The sequence below is a fragment of the Ruminococcus gauvreauii genome (assembly GCF_025151995.1).
Lineage (GTDB): Bacteria > Bacillota > Clostridia > Lachnospirales > Lachnospiraceae > Ruminococcus_G > Ruminococcus_G gauvreauii.
On sequence record NZ_CP102290.1, the window covers coordinates 527,228 to 545,508 of the forward strand.

The following is an 18,281-nucleotide window of genomic DNA, read 5'->3' on the forward strand; positions in this document are numbered from 1 at the left end:
TCGTATTACTTATGTCAATGATGTTATACCGTACGTTTATAAACTCAAAAAACGGATCAGAGCTTTCGCCACTCCGTCCTTATTATTCGTGTCCGTCTCGTATTTTGATACATCTTTAATTCTCTGAGACGCATTTTTCATTGCTACCGAGTATCCGGCCCACTCCAGCATCTCGTAATCGTTATTGCTGTCGCCGAGTGCCATCACCTCCGACGGAAGCACACCCAGGCGCTTTGCCAGAAAAGACAGTCCGTCCCGTTTGCTCAGTCTTGCGTACACGACTTCCAGATTCTGCTCCACCACCGATATCGGATAGATGTCCGGAATCCCGGACAGTTCCTGCCCAAGCTGCTCTTTCTCCCGGGCATCCTCACATACGATGTGAAACTTGCTGACCGGCACCTGCCTGTCATCCATCAGGTCACTCAAATCCTCGCACTCAATATTAGAAGCCATGAGCTGTGTGCAGTACGATTCGGGCAGTCCGCTCGCAAACAGATGCGGAATCCTTCCCGTCTCCATATATGCGTACAATCCCGCATACGGCTCAATATACGTCTTATATTTTTTACACAACCGGTAGATCCTGGCCGCAATGCCCGGGGGAAACCCGTTTATGTACAGAATCTCTCTCGTTCTTCCATCCGTCACAACAGTACCGTTCGCGTTGATAAAATATGGAATATCATCAAATTCATGAAAGATCTCACTGCGTGCATTTTCAAAGCTTCTGCCCGTCGTCGGCACGATGCAGTGCCCTGCTTCCAGCGCCCTGCGTATCGTATTCAGATTATTTTCCGAAACCGTGCAGTCATCCCGAAGCAGGGTGCCGTCCAGGTCAATGGCTGTCAATTTTACGTTCATAGGTTCCTCCGCCCGTATTTTCTGTTATCGTGCAGTAGTATATCATAACTTTCGGGGTTTGCGCAAAGAAAAATGGAATTCAGCCGCAAAAAGGGACGTCCGCTTTTATGATACGGCGGATCGTCCCGGTTTTATGCCTTTATTTTTTTGTTTTTTTCTTATAAATCATCACAGCCCCGGCATGAGCCGTGATAAGTAAACCGACGCACCATAGAACGGCGGGTAAAAAGTGGGCATCAAGCTCTGCGTTCATTAAGAGTGAGCGTATCGTTTCAATGATCGGAGTCATAGGCTGTTTTTCTGCAAAAACACGCAGTGCAGCAGGCATTGTTTCTGTCGGGGCAAACCCGGAACTGAGATACGGCAGAAACATAATAACGGCTGAGATACCATTTGCACTCTCGGCACCGCCTGCGATAAGACCCAGTATCATTGAAATCCAGGTCATTGCCGCCATAAATAAAAGTAATATTCCAGCCACTATGAGCCACTGTGTGCCACCCGCCGACGGTCTGAATCCGATAAGAAACGCCATGCCAAATACCAGGACCGCAGTTATGATATTGCGTACCATGGCTGCAAACATATGTCCTGCCAGTACTGATGATGCTGCAACAGGCATAGAGCGGAAGCGGTCAACCATTCCCCCTTTCAGATCATTATTTACACTGACAGCTGTCGTACATCCGCATTGTCCGATACACTGCAGAATGATGCCCGGTACCAGGTAGTCCACATAATTCGCACTGCCTGTTTTCATTGCGCCTCCAAGGACACAGACAAACAGCAGCATCATAAGTATGGGGGTGCCGATTCCCGTAAGAAATGCATCAGGATTGTGCAGTGACAGAAGAATACAACGCTCAGACATTGTCATGGAATCCTGTGCCAGACATACAATTTTCTCCCCGATCCTCATTGATATCCTCCTCCCTCATTTTCACCCACCAGTAAAAGAAAGACCTCCTGAAGCGTAGGCCGCTTTTGTGTAAATCCAGAGAGTAAAATATCAGCATGATTCAATCTGTTCATAATATCAGCCAGCTGCTTTACACTGCCGTCAGTTATAATATTGACTGTAGGTATATTCTTATCAGGAATCATCTGATATTCTTTTAAAAGTTCCAATGCGCGCGTCCTCCCATTATCATCATAAAACGTGAGTTCCACCACACCCTGAGAAAGATTTTCTTTTAAGGTATCCGGTGTCCCCTCTGCTGCTATGACACCGTCATTTAAGATGGCAATGTGGTCGGCAAGCTGTTCCGCTTCCTCCAGATATTGTGTCGTCAGGAAAATTGTGACACCGGATTCAGCCAGGGATCTGATCATTCTCCACATGGACAGGCGGCTTTGAGGATCCAGCCCTGTGCTTGGTTCGTCTAAGAATATGACCTGAGGATTTCCCAGCATGCTCATTGCCAGATCAAGCCTTCGTCTCATCCCTCCCGAATACGTTGAGACCCGGCGATCGGCAGCGTCAGTCAGCCGGAAAGCATCTAAAAGCTCATCGGCTCTTTTATTTCGGTCCCTCAGATGGTGTAACGCACCGATGATACGCAGATTCTCCCTGCCTGTTAAAAGCTCATCTACCGCAGCATACTGACCGGTCAGACTGATACATTCCCGCACCTTATGACTCTCGCGGATGACATCATAGCCGCAGACAGCAGCGCTCCCGCCGTCAGGTTTGATCAATGTAGAAAGTATTCTGACCGTGGTAGTTTTTCCTGCCCCGTTTGATCCCAGAAGGGCAAAGATACTGCCTTTTGTTACCGTAAAATGAATTCCCCTCAGCACTTTGGAACCCTGATACGACTTCTCAAGGGAATTTACCGAAATGACAACCTGGCTCTTATCCATGAAAACCATTCCTCCTTTATATAAATACATTCAAATGTATGTATATTGTTATTAAGAAACTGCCGTAAGGCAGTATTCTCAAATCAGAATATCATCAAAGGCTTTTTCAGCCTTCTTACGCAGCTCATCATCAAAAATCGGTAATCCTATATGATCCAACAGATACTTAAGATAGTCATACTTCCTCAAGTATTCTCCTTTTGTGACAGGAAACAGGATCGGATTAAACCATAATGTCATAAGAATGGTAAATGTCTCAGAAACCTGTTCCGGGTATTCTACCGTAATGGATCCATCATTCAAACCTTCTTTGAAAAAGCAGTTCAGTTTTGGTGCCACAGAATGAATACAGTCCCGCAGCTGCTTACTGACGAATATGTGGCTGCTGAAAACCGAGGGGAGTGATTTTGCAAATTCAAGTTGTTCTTCATTTATCACAGATAACTGCAAAATCTTTTTCAATTTTTCGAACCCATTTAAACCTTTTTCTTTTTTCACCGTATCAAACATGTCGTCTTTGTTAAACATACGGGTAGTAACTGCATCAATTATCTCATCTTTTGATTTATAATGATGATAAAAAGCTCCTCTGGTTAAATCCCCGAGCTCATCTATAATATCCTGAATCGTCGTTTCTTCCCATCCTTTTTCAAGAAACAGCCTCGTTGCCGTGTCTAATATACGCTGCTCCGTGATTTCGGGATATTTGTTTCTAGCCAACAAAAGACCTCCTTATATACATACATTTGTATGTATATAAGGATATCATAAAACGATTCTCCGGTCAACATCTGAATCTTCATCCATTCTGCGTACAGTTGGCCGCATCAATGGCAATCACCAGCAGAAGTCCCATCAGCTCATCTGCCGGATCAGCGAAATCAAGCACATAGGTGTCGCCCCACTGAAACAATTCCTTTGAAATATGTATCACCGGACTGCATTCTGAATAGACATCGTATTCCCAGCCCATGAAATCCCCCTCCACGTGCCAGCCGTTGCAATCTATCTCATACTTCGGACTGAACAGGGTAAACTTCTTTTCGATTCTTCCGCAGGCATTCCCAGCGATTTCAATCTCGAAGGCCGGCATCAATGTCATCAGCTTCTCTTTGACCATACCGATCTCATTCTGATCACGGTCATATACATGCAGCTGATGCCCCAGTGCAAAAAACTCCGCTTTTACAAAATATTTCGCATCCCCGTCTTCATCGTACACATCATAGGAATCCGTCCAGGAGAAAACTCTTTGTTTTATCAATAATTTCATAATTCGCTGCTCCTTTGTGCTCTTATCTGAATACAGAAAAAAATCCACATACAAGCGTCCCTGTCGGTGCGCTGTACATGGATTCAAATGATAACAGTCTGTAGGGGAATCGAACCCCTGTTTCCGCCGTGAGAGGGCGGCGTCTTAACCGCTTGACCAACAGACCTTACTGCAACGTGCTCAATTATAATATCGCACTTTCCGATATTTTGCAAGTACTTTTTTCAATTTTTTTCATTTTTTATCCAGGAAATTTTCTAACCCGTTTATTTTGGGAACTTTTTGTGGAATGATCACAGATGAAATTTCTTCTCGATTCCATCAAAATCGCCGTCAAAGACAACTCCTTTGATTCCCAGTTCCCGAGCGGCCTCAATGTTTTCCGGACGATCGTCTATGAACAGGGATTCCTCCGGGATAAGACCGTAAGTTTCCAGAAGATACCGGTAGATTCCTGCATCCGGTTTGATCATATGGATATCTGCAGAGACGACGACGCCCCGAAACGATGCCACATCATAGCACCTTGGAAAATAAAGGTAAAATTCCGTGCTGGCGTTGGAGAGAATGTAGGTCTGGTAGCCCTTCTCCTGTACATACTTTACAAATTCCTGCGCACCCGCAACCGGCTCCATGGTCTCGTGCCACCGGCAGACACAGTCCTTAAGCGCCCCATGCAGCCTTTCCGGCACCCGTGTTTTTATCCTCTCAAACTTTCCTTCCACCGTAATATATCCCAGGTCACCTTCTGTCCACTCCGGACCCTCAAACAGCTCTTTTAAAATGACTGCTCTGTCCGCCTCCGTCTCTGCAAACTTTTCAAGCGGAAGTCTGGGATCATAATTCAGCAGCACATTTCCCATATCAAAGATTATATTTCTGATCATTCTCGTCTCCTGATTTTACAGATCCGGCGCAGGCGCATCTGCCCGCACCGGATCCGTCAATTCTCTGATTATTCTGTCTTCTCTTCCCCCGGCATCTTCCATCCATGATGATCGGTATGCAGCAGTTCATGAGCCATGTGAGAAAGCGGCTTCTCCAGAAACTCCTCATAAATCTGCAGGATCTTCGGATTCTCGTGTGAAAACCTCAGATCGTTCGACCGGTCGAGGAAATACAGGTTCTCACCCCGCTCCTCTGCCAGCTCTTCACCATCGTGGATCGGCTGCCCGCCGCCGCCCACGCAACCGCCGGGACAGGCCATGACTTCCACAAAATCGTACTGCACTTCTCCATTTTGAATTGCACGGATCAGCTTCCTTGCATTTCCGAGTCCGCTCACGACCGCCACATGAAGAGTGATTCCATTGATATCAAAGCAGGCTTCCTTCCAGCCTTCCATCCCGCGCACCATGTAGAATGCGTCCGGATACGGGTTTTTGCCCGTCACCAGATAGTAACAGCTCCTGAGTGCAGCCTCCATCACGCCGCCGGTCGCCCCGAAGATCACTCCGGCGCCGCTGCCAGTGCCGAACGGATCGTCAAATTCTTCCTCCGCAAGGTTCTTCACATCCAGATGATCAGCCCGGATCATGCGGGCGATCTCTCTCGTTGTCAGCACCAGATCCACATCTCTTCCATGTCCGCTGTCATTGATGTTCGGGATTTCCGCCTCCTGTTTCTTGGCGATGCACGGCATGATCGAAATATTAAAGATCCGGTCTGCATCAATCCCAAATTTCTCAGCAATATACGTCTTCGTCACCGCCCCCTGCATCTGATGCGGAGATTTCGCCGTTGAGAGCTGGCCGGTCATCTCCGGATACTGAGACTTCAGGAATCTGACCCAGCCCGGGCAGCAGGAGGTAAACATCGGGAACTTGTAGTCATCTCTGTGATTCAGACGTTCCAGGAATTCGCTTCCCTCCTCCATGATCGTCAGATCGGCTCCAAAATCCGTATCAAAAACATAGTCAAACCCTAAAGCTTTTAATGCTGCGACCAGCCGCTTCGGCGTCGCCTCCTCACGCGTAAGGCCGAGCTCTTCGCCCCATGCCGCCCGCACTGCAGGCGCTACCTGTACGATCGTCACCTTTTCCGGATCCGCAAACGCGCCCTGTGCGGAAAGCAGTTTCAGCGTATCATCCCGCTCCCTCAAAGCACCGGTCGGACAGTGCGTCAGGCATTGCCCGCAGATCGCACAGTCCGCTTCCGTAATCTGCAGATTGTGGGAAACGCCTACCGTTGCGCGGGAACCTGTTTTCGCAATGTCCCAGACGTGCAGATCCTGCACTTTGTCACAGATCTGCAGACAGCGCATGCATTTGATACAGCGGGAAGAATCCCTGATCAGAGGGAAACTGACCGGCCAGTGTTTTTTCGGTATCACCTTCGTATATTCCGACGCATAGATACCAAGGTCATTTGCGATCCTCTGCAGTGAGCAGTTGCCTCCCCGCACACAGCTAGTACAGGAACTGTTGTGCTGTGACAGAATCAGCTCAACATTTGTTCTGCGCGCCTGGCGCACACGCGGTGAATTAGTTAAAATCTCCATGCCATTCTGCACGAGGTTGTTGCACGCGGTGACCAGCCTGGCCACTCCTTTCACCTCGACTACACAGACGCGGCAAGCGCCGATCTCATTGATCTCTTTCAGGTAGCAGAGACTCGGAACCGGCATTCCTGCAGCTGCCGCCGCCTTTAGTATCGTCGTCCCCTCTTCCACCTGCATCTTTTTTCCATTGATCGTAATCGTTACCATCTGGTCTCCCTGCCCCCTTTCAGAATGCCGAACCCAAAGTGATCGCACCGCAGGCATCTGGCTGATTCCTGGCGGATCTCCTCCTGTGTCAGGCTGCACTCCACTTCCTCAAAATCGCGTTTTCTCTCCGCGGGTTCTCTTTCCCTGACATTGATTCTGCCGCATGGGAAATAATCCTTCGTCTTAGGCGCCGGTATTTCCACATCCGTAGAGATGGTATGGTCATAGCCCAGATAAGAGTCGATATTCGCGGCAGCTACTTTACCGGCCGCGATAGCCCGAATCGCCGTCGCAGGTCCTGTCACACAGTCGCCTCCCGCAAATACACCCGGAGCGTTCTCAACTGCACTCCAGCTCTCTGCAGCAATGACACCGTGCTTGATCGCAATTCCCCGCTCTTCAAAATGATCGGTTTCAATCCCCTGACCAATCGCCACGATAACCACATCACACGGAATGCTGACTTCCGGTTTTTCACTCCTGGACGGTTTCGGACGCCCATCTTTACCGATCAAGCCGATCAGCTTCGGCTGTGCGACCAGGGCTGTCACCTTATCATCTGCATCCGTATCAATGCGGACAGGCGCATGCAGCTCCATGATCTGCGCTCCCTCTGCAACGGCGCTCCGCACTTCCTCCGGAAGAGCCGTCATATCAACCTGTCTCCGGCGGTAGACGACGGTAACGGTCTTTGCTCCCAGCCGGATCGCGGAACGAGTCACATCCATTGCTACATTTCCGCCCCCGATCACAACTACACGTTTTCCTGTGAAATCCATGCTGCCGCCGTCAGCCAGCGTTCCCAGCATTTCTACGGCAGAGATTACGCCTTCGGCATCCTCGCCTTCCAGTCCTACCTTTTTATCGGTATGTGCCCCGATCGATATGTATACGGCGTCGTACATCTCTCTCAGATCGCTGATGGACACCTGATCCTCACCATCTCCGACAAATGTCCCAAGCTTTACTTCAACTCCGGTGGACAGAATGGTATTGATATCCTCATCCAGCCGTTCTCTCGGCAGGCGATAGCTCGGAATTCCGTAGTACAGCATTCCTCCCAAATGTCTGTGCATTTCAAATACCGTCGTCTGATGCCCCATCAGCTGCAGGTAATACGCTGCACTCAAACCACTCGGTCCTCCGCCGATGATCGCCACTTTTTTGCCGGTAGATTCGGCACATTCCGGTGCAGGTACGTGCCCCGCATTGTCAACCGCCGCAAGTTTGATTCCTCTGATATTGATGGAAGTATCTACCATATTTCTGCGGCATCTCGCCTCACACGGATGCTCGCAGACAAATGCACAGGCTGTAGGGAAGGGATTATCCTTTCTGATCAGGCGTACCGCATCCGCATGTCTCCCCTCCGCGACAAGTGCGATATATCCCGGTATGTCAACCCTGGCCGGGCACAGCGCCACGCACGGCACCGGCTGCTCCAGTGATGCAAGACATTTCCCGTGGCGGATATGCTCCTCGTAATCATCCCGGAATCCGGAAATTCCTTTCACCACCATCTCTGCGGCCGTATATCCGATCGCACAGTCAGCTGTGTCCATGATGGTACGCGCCGTCTTCTCAATCAGCGGAATATCATCCATACTCGCCTCTCCATCCAGCACCTGTTCCAGCAGCATGCCAAGCTGCCCCAGTCCTATACGGCAGGGAACACATTTTCCACATGTCTGCGCATGGCACATCTTCAGAAACACCAGTGCCATATCCACAGGACACAGTCCGGGAGGACTGGCAACAATTCTTCGTTCCAGTTCCCTGTAAAGCCCCTCAACTGTTGTCTGTGCAGCACTTTTTGTTACAATCATGAGTCTGCTCAAACTATTCACACCCTTTCTTTTTCTCTCTCAGACGGAACCGGCTGATTCTGCTCCATCCAGTGTATTTTTTCTTTTTATGACCGTACTTTGACATATCTTTCACTAAGGCTATTATATAATATTCTTTCTCACCAAGCAATATATTTCAGAATATTTATTCATTTTCTTTATTTTATAAGAATCTTACAAACTTTTGAAATTTCGAACAAAAAGAGCCCGCGGACACTTCATTTTATGTATCCACAGACTCTTTCGACTCACAGCAAACTATTTCATTTTTACCCACTGACTGTTCTCATTGGACTCCAGACATGCCTCAACAAATTTGATGCTCTCAATCCCATGGCAGATATCGGGATAGCTGATTTCATACGCGTTGCCGTTCTTTTTGCTCAGCAAAGCCTTCATAAATTCCCGGTACACATTGGCAAATGCCTCATAGTAACCCTCACCGACTCCCGCAGGGAGGCGGTAGATTTCACTGGAGCCAATGCTGCGGAAACTTGTACCCATCCGGTACCGTGTCTCTTTACCTCCCAGCTCCCCGAAGATCACTACATCAGGGTCTTCCTGGAACCAGCGAAGGCAGCCCTTTTCACCGTAAACAGCGATATTGAGGTTGTTATTGTTTCCAACCACTACGTTGGAGCACCAGATCTGTCCTTTCGCTCCTCCCTTGTAGCGGACGATAACGTTCGCATTCGTATCCAGCACCCGGTCTTCTCCGATAACATTCATATCCGCCCAGATTTCGTCCATACAAAGCCCGGTTACGGAAGCGATCAGCTGCTGCGCATGCACGCCGATATCACCGACACAGGTGGATCTGCCCGCTACTTTCGGGTCAATTCTCCACGCCATGTTTCCTCCCAGCTCATCATTACTGACTGCCAGATTGTCTGTCAGGTACTCGGCATTGACCAGACGGATTTTCCCGATCTTTCCCTGTGTGATCATCTCCCGCATAAAACGCGGTCCCGGGTACATGCTGTATACATAAGTCACACCGAAGAGCAGATCTTTACCTTCTGCAATCCGTTTTAACTCTTCCGCCTCCCAGGAATAATGCGTCAGCGGTTTGTCACAGACAACATGGATCCCGTTCTCCAGAAATGCTTTCGCGCACTCATAATGGACATTATTCGGAGCTGCGATGATTACAAAATCAATCTTATCTTCCCGTTTTCCCTCTTCTTTCGCCATCTCCTGGTATGTCGTATAGATTCTTTCTTCCTGAATCCCCATTGACTCACCGAAATCCAGTGACTTCTGGTAATTTCTTGAGAAACAGCCGGCAGCCAGTGTTCCCAGGTTGTCAAAAAGCGCCCCCTTCAGATGAAGATCTGCGATAAAGGAACCCTTTCCTCCCCCAATCATTCCAAATGTCAGTTTTTCCATGTCTGATGTCCCCCGTTTCATATGTTTGTTTATTCAGTTACTTCTTCCGCGTCAAATCCGAGATCATCCAGGATTTCCTTCGCCTTTGCCACACAGTTGTCGCATCCGTCGATCGTCACCGTCTTATCCGCCAGAGACACTTTAAAGTCCAGTCCTGCCGCGGTCATGGATTTTGTGATTCTCTCCACACATTTCTCACAGTGCATGTCTTCTGCTTTCAATACTCTCATCATTCTTATCTCCTTTTATTTCATTAATTTTTGTATTGCTGCACACAATTCGTCGACCACCTCATCGCTGCCATTGCGGATATCCTCCACCACACACGTCTTGATGTGGCTGGACAGCAGCAGTCTGTTGAAGCTGTTCAGCGCCGACTGTATCGCCGATACCTGTGTCAGAATATCGATACAGTACCGGTCTTCCTCTACCATATTTTTCACGCCCCGCACCTGCCCTTCAATCCGGTTCAGGCGCGAGATCAGATCTTTATGCTCCTGCTCACTGCGCTCTTTCTTTTTGCAGCTGCAGCAATCCTGTTCTGACAATATCCTAATCCTCCGTTTTACAATTTCAGCCGCTTCAGCCGAAGTGCGTTGGTCACAACGAACACGGAACTAAAGGACATCGCAAGCCCCGCAAAAATAGGATTCAAAAGCGGCCCCCCGAATGCATATAAGACGCCCGCCGCAACCGGAATACCAAGGCTGTTAAAGATAAACGCCCAGAAGAGATTCTCTTTAATGTTGCGGATCGTCGCACGGCTCAGCCTGATTGCGCGGTACACATCCTCAAGATCCGATTTCATCAGCACGATGTCGCTGGATTCCATGGCAATATCACTTCCGCTCCCGATCGCTGCCCCAACATCTGCCTGCGCAAGGACCGGCGCGTCGTTAATACCATCTCCTACCATCATAACACGTTTTCCCTGTTTTTGCAGTCCCTCCACGACAGAAACTTTATCCTGCGGCAGAACTTCAGCGATAACTTCACTGACTCCTGCCTGTTCCCCAATATATTCCGCCGTCCGTCTGTTATCTCCGGTCAGCATATACACGGTGAGTCCGATCCCTCTCAGGTCCGAAACAGCCTTCGGGCTGCTCTCCTTCATGGTATCCGCAACGCTGATGATACCGCACAAACGGTCCTCTGCGATCACATACATCGGCGTCTGACCCTTATCTGCAATATCGTCTGCCTTCTCTTTCAGTTCGCCCAGCGTTATCTGAAGCTCCTCCGCCATTCTGGCATTGCCGATATATACTGTCTCTCCTCCAAGTTCTGCCTTGAGTCCCCTTCCTGTCAGGCTTTCGAAATATTCCGGGTGCGTCAGATTCAGATTGCGCTTTTTCCCTTCCTCTACGATCGCCAGTGCCAGCGGATGTTCGGATGCCTGCTCACAGGAGGCGGCAATGGTGAGCATTTCATCTTCCTCCATATCTTTCGTTATGATTTCGACCACCTGTGGTTTCCCTTTTGTAATCGTCCCGGTCTTATCCAGAACAACGGCATCCACCTTATGCATCATCTCAAGCGCCTCGCCGCTTTTTACCAGAATTCCATAGCTGGCACCTTTTCCGGTCCCAACCATGATGGCTGTCGGCGTTGCAAGACCTAATGCACACGGGCAGGCGATCACGAGTACGGATACAAATACGGTCAGCACGAATGTAACAGAGTGCCCCGTCAGCGCCCATATGATCGCCGCAATCACAGCTATCGCCAGCACTGCCGGTACAAAGTACCCTGCAACGGTGTCAGCCAGCTTCGAAATCGGCGCTTTTTTGCCCTGCGCGTCTTCCATCAGTTTAATGATCCTCGCCAGGGTCGTGTCACTCCCCGTATGTGTGACACGTATCTGGATACTTCCCTGGTAATTCATGCTTCCCCCGATCACTTCATCTCCCTTTGCTTTTTCCACCGGAATACTCTCCCCGGTCAGCATGGACTCATCGACACTCGTCATCCCCTGTATGATCTCCCCGTCGAGCGGCACCTTGCTGCCCGGTTTTACAAGAATCGTTTCCCCCTTTTGCACTGTCTCCACGGGTACCTCTTCTTCTTTCCCGTCCCTGATCACTACTGCCACATCCGGTGCAAGTGCCATCAGTTTTTCGATCGCCTCCGAGGTCTTGCCCTTGCTCCTGCTCTCCAGGTATTTGCCCAGCATCACCAGCGTGACCACGACGGCTGCCGATTCGTAGTACAGATTTTCCACCGCGCTGTGATTGGATGGGATGGAAACTGTCATAACGATGCTGTAGAGGTATGCGCTTCCGGTTCCGATCGCCACAAGGGAATCCATATTCGGATGCCCTCTGAAAAGCGTCTTAAATCCAACGATATAAAATTTTCGTCCGCAGATCAGGATAACGGTAGTCAGCAGCAGCTGTGCCAATGCAAAGTTAAGAGGATGCATGTGCATGTGCAGAAATTCAGGAAGCGGCAGATCCACAGGGATCATATGGCCCATGGAAATGTAGAGCAGCGGAATCGCCAGCGCGATCGCCGTTATCAGCCTCCTTCTGATGGCATGCAGGCTCTCTGCAGCCTCCTCTTTTTCTTTTTTCAGCTCTTCTTTCTCTTTCTTGTGTTCAAGGCTGGCTCCAAAACCAGCCCGTTCCACACGTTCCATAATATCCTCGGGTTTCAGCAGAGTATCATCATAGACGATAGTCATACGGTTTGTCGCCAGATTTACATTGCTCTCCTTCACGCCTTCCAGTTTTCGCGTGACACGTTCCACCGCGCTGCTGCAGGAAGCGCATGTCATCCCTGAAATTTCATATATTTCTTCTTTCATATCTTCACCTCCGCATACCCCCAAGGGGTATCTTATGATATAATCATATACCCACCCATGGTATATGTCAATATAAATTTTTTTATACATGAACACGCCAAAAAGGTGGAATGAGTATTCAAATTCTTCTCATTCCACCTTTTTACAGGTTCCTATCCTCTCACTCCGCCTGTTTTGCCCTCAGCACGCTGATTGCAGTATAATGCAAAATCGAAAATTCATGCGGCGCGATCTGTTCCAGCAAAGCCATGTGTTCTCTGTCAAACTGCTCTATCTGTTCTTCCGGCAGCGAGGCTCCTATCCCGCGGCAGGCTTTCATGCGTCCATTCCAGCTCTCCCTTGTAAACGGCACTTTTACATCAAAGATCTCTTCGCTCTCCCGCTCAAAATATCTGGAATAAACGTCCGGTATCTCGATCGGATGTCTCGTCTCCCGACAGCCGGTCCACTCGGGGTTATATTTCAGGACCAGTTCTTCGCTCTTGCCCGCGACTGCATCTTCGAACGGCAGCCATGCCATGTAGATCAAGGCAAATCTCCCCCTTTTTTTCAACAGCCGGTGCAGCTTCGATGCGAGCTTGGCATGGTTAAAATAGAAAAAGCACTGGCACGCAGTGATCACATCAAACGACCCTTCCGGAAAATCACTGGCTTCGGCGGGCATACAGAAAAAATCAATATTCATTCCCTCCTGTTCTGCCAGTTTCTTTGCCTGCCCAATCTGATTTTCTGAAATATCCGTGCCGGTAAATGACGCGCCGTATGCGTACAGATTACGCGGAAGCACTCCGGTTCCCGTCCCGAGATCCAGGACATTCTGTCCTTTCGTACACAGATTCATATCCAGAAGCTTCTGATATAATTTAGGCGGATAGATATCGCGGTACTTTGCATAATCCGATGAGGCACGCCCCCAGTCGAATCCTTTTCCATGGTCGATGTTGTTGTTTTTAATCATACATTTTCTCCTGTTCTGGTCTGCCTGTATTTCAGCGCATCTTCCGGCGTTATTTTTCTCAGTACTCTGCAGGGATTTCCGACTGCAATGACTCCTGCGGGAATATCCCTGTTTACCACACTGCCCGCCCCGATGATGGAATCCTGTCCGATCGTTACCCCGGGAAGCACCGTGACACCTGCTCCAAACCAGACGTTATCTCCGACCGTGATGGGCCAGGCAATCTCCAGCCCGCGGTTTCTCTGCTCCACATCCAGCGCATGGCTTGCAGTGGAGAAGCAGCAGTTTGGCGCAATAAATACATTGTCCCCAAACGTCACTTTCGCCCCGTCCAGAATCACACAGTTGTGATTGGCATAAAAATTCTCACCGATCTCGATGTTTTCTCCCATGTCACACCAGAAAGGAGCCAGGATCGTATAATCTCCGGAAATCCGTCCCAGTATCTGCGACATGATCTGATGTCCCTTTTCAGTCTCGGATGGCAATGTCTGATTATATTGAAAGCAGAGATCTTTACACCTGATCCTCTTCGCCAGTATTTCTTCGTCGTTATTGGCATCGTACAAAAGACCTGCTGCTGCTTTTTCCTGCTCTGTCATGGCATCCTCCGTTATTGTTGGTTATATCTTGATGCGGCATACAAAAAGAATCTTCTGTCGATATATCTTTTTATAAGCCCCACTTCTTTTAGACCTGACTTAACAGCTTATACATTTGTCTTGAATCAGGCATCTTTCAACGACTCCCCAAACCGCCTGAGTTCCGCAAGCTTTGCATCCGATCCGTTCTCTTCTCCGTGTGCCGTAAATACCCCCATGTCTTCAAGTCCGAGAAAGTCCAGAAAATCTCCTTTAAAAGAGAACAGCGCCCCATCGTACATGTCTTCATTCCCGGAGCTTAAAATCATGGCGATTTTTTTAAGGCCGGTCGGTTTTACGGGATATGCCACCGCATAAAAACGATCGATCACACACTTTAACTGTCCCGACATCCCGTGATAATAAATCGGTGACGCCAGTACCAGCATCTCCGCCTTTTTCAGCAGCTCATAGATTTCCTGCATATCATCCTTCTGGATACATTCCCCTTTTCCTTCTGTATGGCAATGTTCACAGGCAATGCATCCGCCTACTTTCTTTTTACAGACATCAATCACGTCCACCTGATGTCCGGAAGATATGGCGCCTTCCCGAAACGCTTTGATCATATGTACGGTATTTCCATTTGGCCGCGGACTCCCGTTGAGCACTAATATACGCATTCACTGATTCCTCCTTTGATTTTATTGTCCCTGTGGCTTTATGATAATACATTCTGCGTAAATTATCCACTGCCTGTTTCTCTCTTGACATATATTCTCAATTATGCAACAATAGTTATGCAACATATGTAATCAAACGAGGGAGGGTATACTTTTATGCCGCCAAAAGCAAAAATAACAAAGGAAATGATTTTGAATACTGTTTTAGAGCTTACAAGGGAAACAGGGTTCGAGACCGTAAACGCAAGGAGTATCGCAGGTAAACTGCAATGCTCAACTCGACCAATTTTCACATGCTATGAAAATATGGAAGCATTAAAAAAAGAATTTCTTGTTTTTGCGTATGAATACTATGAGCAGTATGTCTCGAATTATCGTAAATCTGAAAATATCAGTCCCTATTTAATTCTTCCTCTTTCATACATTGAATTTTCGGGGGAAGAACCACACTTATTTAAGCTGTTGTTTATAAACGATATGGATTTGGAAATGACGGAAGCAAAGGATTTTTATAAAGAAACAGACAATGAAAAAAAGGCACAGCTTTTTTCAGAAACCGTTGGGATTGGTTTAGATAAGGCAAAGGTAATATTTTTAGATTTGTTTCTTTATACTCACGGTGTAGCCGTCTTAACAGCGACAAAAAAATTAGCATTAGATAGAAAAAATGCTGAAAAAATGCTAGTGAATATATTATCTGCGTTCATAAGGCAGGAAAAACCAGAGTGGGATTTATCAATTTGAAAATAAAAGAAATACAGGGAGTGCAATATGAAAGCCAACCAATACTTAGCTGATTTTTACAATCATTATGACGAGGATAATCGGCTGGCGTTAAAGCATGGAACAGTTGAGTTCCTCACCACTATGCGTTACATTGAAAAGTACATCAGACCCGGTGACCGCGTGCTGGAAATAGGTGCAGGAACCGGACGCTATTCCCATGCGCTGGCTCGTCAAGGTTATGCTGTTGACGCTGTGGAATTAATAGAGCATAATATAGAAGTTTTCAATCAAAATACGCAATCGGGCGAAAGTGTCACTATTACCCAGGGCAACGCTGTGGAGTTATCTTCTTTCCGGGATAATACATACAACATTACGCTCTTGTTAGGCCCTCTGTACCATCTATACAGCATAGAAGATAAACACCAAGCTCTGAGCGAAGCAATCCGCGTGACAAAACCGGGCGGCGTAATTTTTGCAGCATATGTTATTTCTGATGGCTGTCTCCTTGATGAAGGCTTTAAACGCGGTAATATTAGCGTTACTGAATACATAGAAAAGGGATTAATTGACTCCCGGACATTTGCCGCAAAATCCGAACCAAAGGATTTATTTGAACTTGTCCGTAAAGAAAACATTGATAATTTGATGTCTATATTTCCCGTTACTCGATTAAATTATGTCGCGGCAGATGGTTGTGCCCTGTTTATGCGTGAAGCAGTCGACGCGATGGACAATGACACGTTTGAATTGTATTTGAAGTACCATTTTGCCACTTGTGAGCGCGAAGATTTAGCCGGCATTACGAGCCATGCGATTGACATATTTAGAAAATAGTCATAAGCATAGATAAAAAATCAACTGAAAACAAATATTGTAATTCTGGCAGTGCAAAATACCTTTCTGAGTAACCGGTTTTTCCCTGCGGTATGCTCTCATATCATCGCCATTTTCCGTGAAGCACTGAATCGGACATCTTTTCCGGCACTGTCCGCAATGAATACAGAGGTTTTGCGATAGCATCTCATCTTCCGGAACGGGTGCATCCGTTATGACCGACACCACCCGCATTCTGGAACCAAATTCTTTTGATATCAGATTATGGCTGTCGCCAATCGTGCCAATCCCGGCGTAACAGCCCGCCAGAACATGAGAGAAAGCCGCATTTCCGGTAGGCCATGTCATCCAGCACCCGATTGCTCGTGTCATACAATTCCTGGTAAACCATAGACGGTGTCGTCTGAATCATAGGGGCAACAGGCCCGTATCAGATTTGCCCGAGACTTTTCGCTTTTCGATCTATTCTATAAACCTTTGCATGGAAAACTCGTCAGATCTTAAGCGTCATCTGTCTATATTCCTGCTGATGCTCCAAACGCACAGGTGTCTTACTTAAAATGAAATCCACAGCCTGGTCATCGCGCACCCAGCGCTCCAGCTCATCCGTGTCCAGTATCAGCGGCATCCGGTCGTGAACCGGACGAACAGAATCATTTGCCTGAGTGGTGATCACCACAAATTTTTCCTGTCCCTGTACCATTTTGTAAATCCCCGCCATATAAAGGATCGGTGAATCTTCCCGGCTAAAAGATACCTTTTCTCTTTCTGCATTCCATTCATAATAATGCTTTGCCGGTATCACACATCTTCTGTGCAGTACGCTTTCCCTGAAGGTCGGCCGCTCTGTCACCGTTTCCGCCCGGGCATTGATTAATAAGCCGCTTTTCTGATATCTTGGAAATCCCCAGCGCATACTGCCCGCCGTCAGAAGACGATCCTTTATATAGATCACCGGTGCAGCGGCAGACGGACGGACTTCTCCGCGAACCGCTTCTTTTATCAGACCGGCCTCCACATGCTGTACGATTTTTTCGATTTCTCTTGCCGTATCGTCATCGACATAATATCTTCCGCACAAATCTGCTACCTCCGTTTTCATCAAACTTTTGCTTATACAAAAGCAATACCATCCATGATTTCCTTTATTCTACTCACAACATGTCCCATCATAAAAAAGATGGTTTCATAGTGCATATATTCGATAATGTTTTCATCAAACATAAATTTCAGATTGGCCGGGAATTCATCATCCGCCTCCCAATACTGGATGATAACCGGTAAAAAAGGAAAGGTATATAGCTTTGCTGCCAAATCGCCTTTCATATCTATTTCTTCACCAAGGATGCTGCAGGCAGCCCGTAGCTCTTTCAGCTTTCCGTTGAATTCATCTGCTGATTTCTGAAACATATTTCCACCCGGAGCTGCTGATTTCACGGTACCTTTTAGCATATTTACCGGACAATAATTTCCGGACAGACTGCAGTCGTCTTTAGAATAACAAAGCACATCATAGATTGTCATGGATTCATTATAATCTGCCTCCACACTAGTCTCAAAATGATTTTCAGACCACTCTACTACTCCGTTCTTACGGTTGACTCTGTAATGTCTCAACACAAAATCTATGTAAATATAGTCTTCATCGTTCTCAAGAGAAAATTTCCGAATTATTTTTGCCTGATCATATTTCGTGAATTCTCCCCTCATCTGATCGCGCATAATCTCATAATTCGATGCTGCCATC

Annotated in this window: 20 protein-coding genes and 1 tRNA gene; 2 read left to right on the plus strand and 19 right to left on the minus strand. The window is 47.7% G+C overall.

Translation table 11 applies throughout. From position 1 onward, the window contains the following. Positions 1 to 36: 36 nt before the first annotated feature. The 16 genes from NQ502_RS02540 to NQ502_RS02615 form a co-directional block, all read right to left on the minus strand. A complete protein-coding gene (locus NQ502_RS02540; RefSeq protein ID WP_028529166.1) occupies positions 37 to 864 on the minus strand; it encodes a Cof-type HAD-IIB family hydrolase in 828 nt (275 codons plus the stop codon). A gap of 139 nt (positions 865 to 1,003) precedes the next feature. Beyond that, positions 1,004 to 1,783, minus strand: coding sequence for an ABC transporter permease (locus NQ502_RS02545; RefSeq protein WP_044983355.1), 780 nt, complete (start codon positions 1,781 to 1,783; stop codon positions 1,004 to 1,006). After that, positions 1,780 to 2,727, minus strand: coding sequence for a daunorubicin resistance protein DrrA family ABC transporter ATP-binding protein (locus NQ502_RS02550; RefSeq protein WP_028529168.1), 948 nt, complete (start codon positions 2,725 to 2,727; stop codon positions 1,780 to 1,782). Before NQ502_RS02550 ends, NQ502_RS02545 begins: the two co-directional genes overlap by 4 nt. Before the next feature lie 78 nt (positions 2,728 to 2,805). Beyond that, positions 2,806 to 3,447, minus strand: a complete 642-nt coding sequence (locus NQ502_RS02555; RefSeq protein WP_028529169.1) for a TetR/AcrR family transcriptional regulator — start codon at positions 3,445 to 3,447, stop codon at positions 2,806 to 2,808. Positions 3,448 to 3,526: 79 nt separating this feature from the next. Then, positions 3,527 to 4,000, minus strand: a complete 474-nt coding sequence (locus tag NQ502_RS02560; protein WP_028529170.1) for an LURP-one-related/scramblase family protein — start codon at positions 3,998 to 4,000, stop codon at positions 3,527 to 3,529. Between the two features lie 94 nt (positions 4,001 to 4,094). Continuing rightward, a tRNA-Glu gene (locus tag NQ502_RS02565) sits at positions 4,095 to 4,166 on the minus strand. Positions 4,167 to 4,293: 127 nt separating this feature from the next. Further along, positions 4,294 to 4,887, minus strand: a complete 594-nt coding sequence (locus tag NQ502_RS02570) for an HAD family hydrolase (RefSeq protein WP_028529171.1) — start codon at positions 4,885 to 4,887, stop codon at positions 4,294 to 4,296. 68 nt (positions 4,888 to 4,955) lie between these two features. Then, a complete protein-coding gene (locus NQ502_RS02575) occupies positions 4,956 to 6,707 on the minus strand; it encodes a [FeFe] hydrogenase, group A (RefSeq protein ID WP_028529172.1) in 1,752 nt (583 codons plus the stop codon). After that, positions 6,701 to 8,545, minus strand: coding sequence for an NAD(P)-binding protein (locus NQ502_RS02580; RefSeq protein ID WP_028529173.1), 1,845 nt, complete (start codon positions 8,543 to 8,545; stop codon positions 6,701 to 6,703). Before NQ502_RS02580 ends, NQ502_RS02575 begins: the two co-directional genes overlap by 7 nt. 267 nt (positions 8,546 to 8,812) lie before the next feature. Continuing rightward, entirely contained in the window at positions 8,813 to 9,943 is a 1,131-nt protein-coding gene (locus NQ502_RS02585) for a Gfo/Idh/MocA family protein (protein ID WP_028529174.1), read from the minus strand. Positions 9,944 to 9,972: 29 nt separating this feature from the next. Continuing rightward, positions 9,973 to 10,176, minus strand: a complete 204-nt coding sequence (locus tag NQ502_RS02590; RefSeq protein WP_341349420.1) for a heavy-metal-associated domain-containing protein — start codon at positions 10,174 to 10,176, stop codon at positions 9,973 to 9,975. 12 nt (positions 10,177 to 10,188) lie between these two features. Then, on the minus strand, positions 10,189 to 10,491 hold the full coding sequence (locus NQ502_RS02595) for a metal-sensing transcriptional repressor (RefSeq protein ID WP_028529176.1): 303 nt from the start codon (positions 10,489 to 10,491) through the stop codon (positions 10,189 to 10,191). A 17-nt stretch (positions 10,492 to 10,508) separates the two neighbouring features. Next, positions 10,509 to 12,749, minus strand: a complete 2,241-nt coding sequence (locus tag NQ502_RS02600; RefSeq protein ID WP_028529177.1) for a heavy metal translocating P-type ATPase — start codon at positions 12,747 to 12,749, stop codon at positions 10,509 to 10,511. Positions 12,750 to 12,909: 160 nt separating this feature from the next. Continuing rightward, positions 12,910 to 13,707 (minus strand): class I SAM-dependent methyltransferase, encoded by a 798-nt coding sequence (locus NQ502_RS02605; RefSeq protein ID WP_028529178.1) that lies wholly within the window; start codon positions 13,705 to 13,707, stop codon positions 12,910 to 12,912. Further along, positions 13,704 to 14,309, minus strand: coding sequence for a sugar O-acetyltransferase (locus tag NQ502_RS02610; protein WP_028529179.1), 606 nt, complete (start codon positions 14,307 to 14,309; stop codon positions 13,704 to 13,706). The genes NQ502_RS02605 and NQ502_RS02610 overlap by 4 nt, the downstream gene beginning before the upstream one ends. A 125-nt stretch (positions 14,310 to 14,434) precedes the next feature. Continuing rightward, complete coding sequence (locus tag NQ502_RS02615; RefSeq protein WP_028529180.1) at positions 14,435 to 14,971, minus strand: flavodoxin family protein; 537 nt, start codon at positions 14,969 to 14,971, stop codon at positions 14,435 to 14,437. Positions 14,972 to 15,127: 156 nt separating this feature from the next. Between NQ502_RS02615 and NQ502_RS02620 the strand changes: the two genes are divergently transcribed. Together NQ502_RS02620 and NQ502_RS02625 are read left to right on the plus strand one after the other, a co-directional pair. Further along, positions 15,128 to 15,715: a TetR/AcrR family transcriptional regulator gene (locus NQ502_RS02620; RefSeq protein ID WP_028529181.1), complete on the plus strand. Its 588-nt coding sequence runs from the start codon at positions 15,128 to 15,130 to the stop codon at positions 15,713 to 15,715. 27 nt (positions 15,716 to 15,742) lie between these two features. Further along, positions 15,743 to 16,534, plus strand: coding sequence for a class I SAM-dependent methyltransferase (locus tag NQ502_RS02625; RefSeq protein ID WP_028529182.1), 792 nt, complete (start codon positions 15,743 to 15,745; stop codon positions 16,532 to 16,534). On the opposite strand, the gene NQ502_RS02630 is transcribed toward NQ502_RS02625, so the two are convergent. From NQ502_RS02630 to NQ502_RS02640, 3 genes are all read right to left on the minus strand, one after another. Further along, positions 16,535 to 16,906, minus strand: coding sequence for a hypothetical protein (locus tag NQ502_RS02630; RefSeq protein ID WP_028529183.1), 372 nt, complete (start codon positions 16,904 to 16,906; stop codon positions 16,535 to 16,537). It abuts the gene before it with no gap. Between the two features lie 121 nt (positions 16,907 to 17,027). Further along, positions 17,028 to 17,615 carry an SOS response-associated peptidase gene (locus NQ502_RS02635; protein ID WP_028529184.1) on the minus strand — a complete coding sequence of 196 codons (588 nt, stop codon included), beginning with the start codon at positions 17,613 to 17,615 and terminating at the stop codon, positions 17,028 to 17,030. A 32-nt stretch (positions 17,616 to 17,647) separates the two neighbouring features. Further along, positions 17,648 to 18,280, minus strand: a complete 633-nt coding sequence (locus tag NQ502_RS02640; protein ID WP_028529185.1) for a DUF3786 domain-containing protein — start codon at positions 18,278 to 18,280, stop codon at positions 17,648 to 17,650. Position 18,281: the final 1 nt, after the last annotated feature.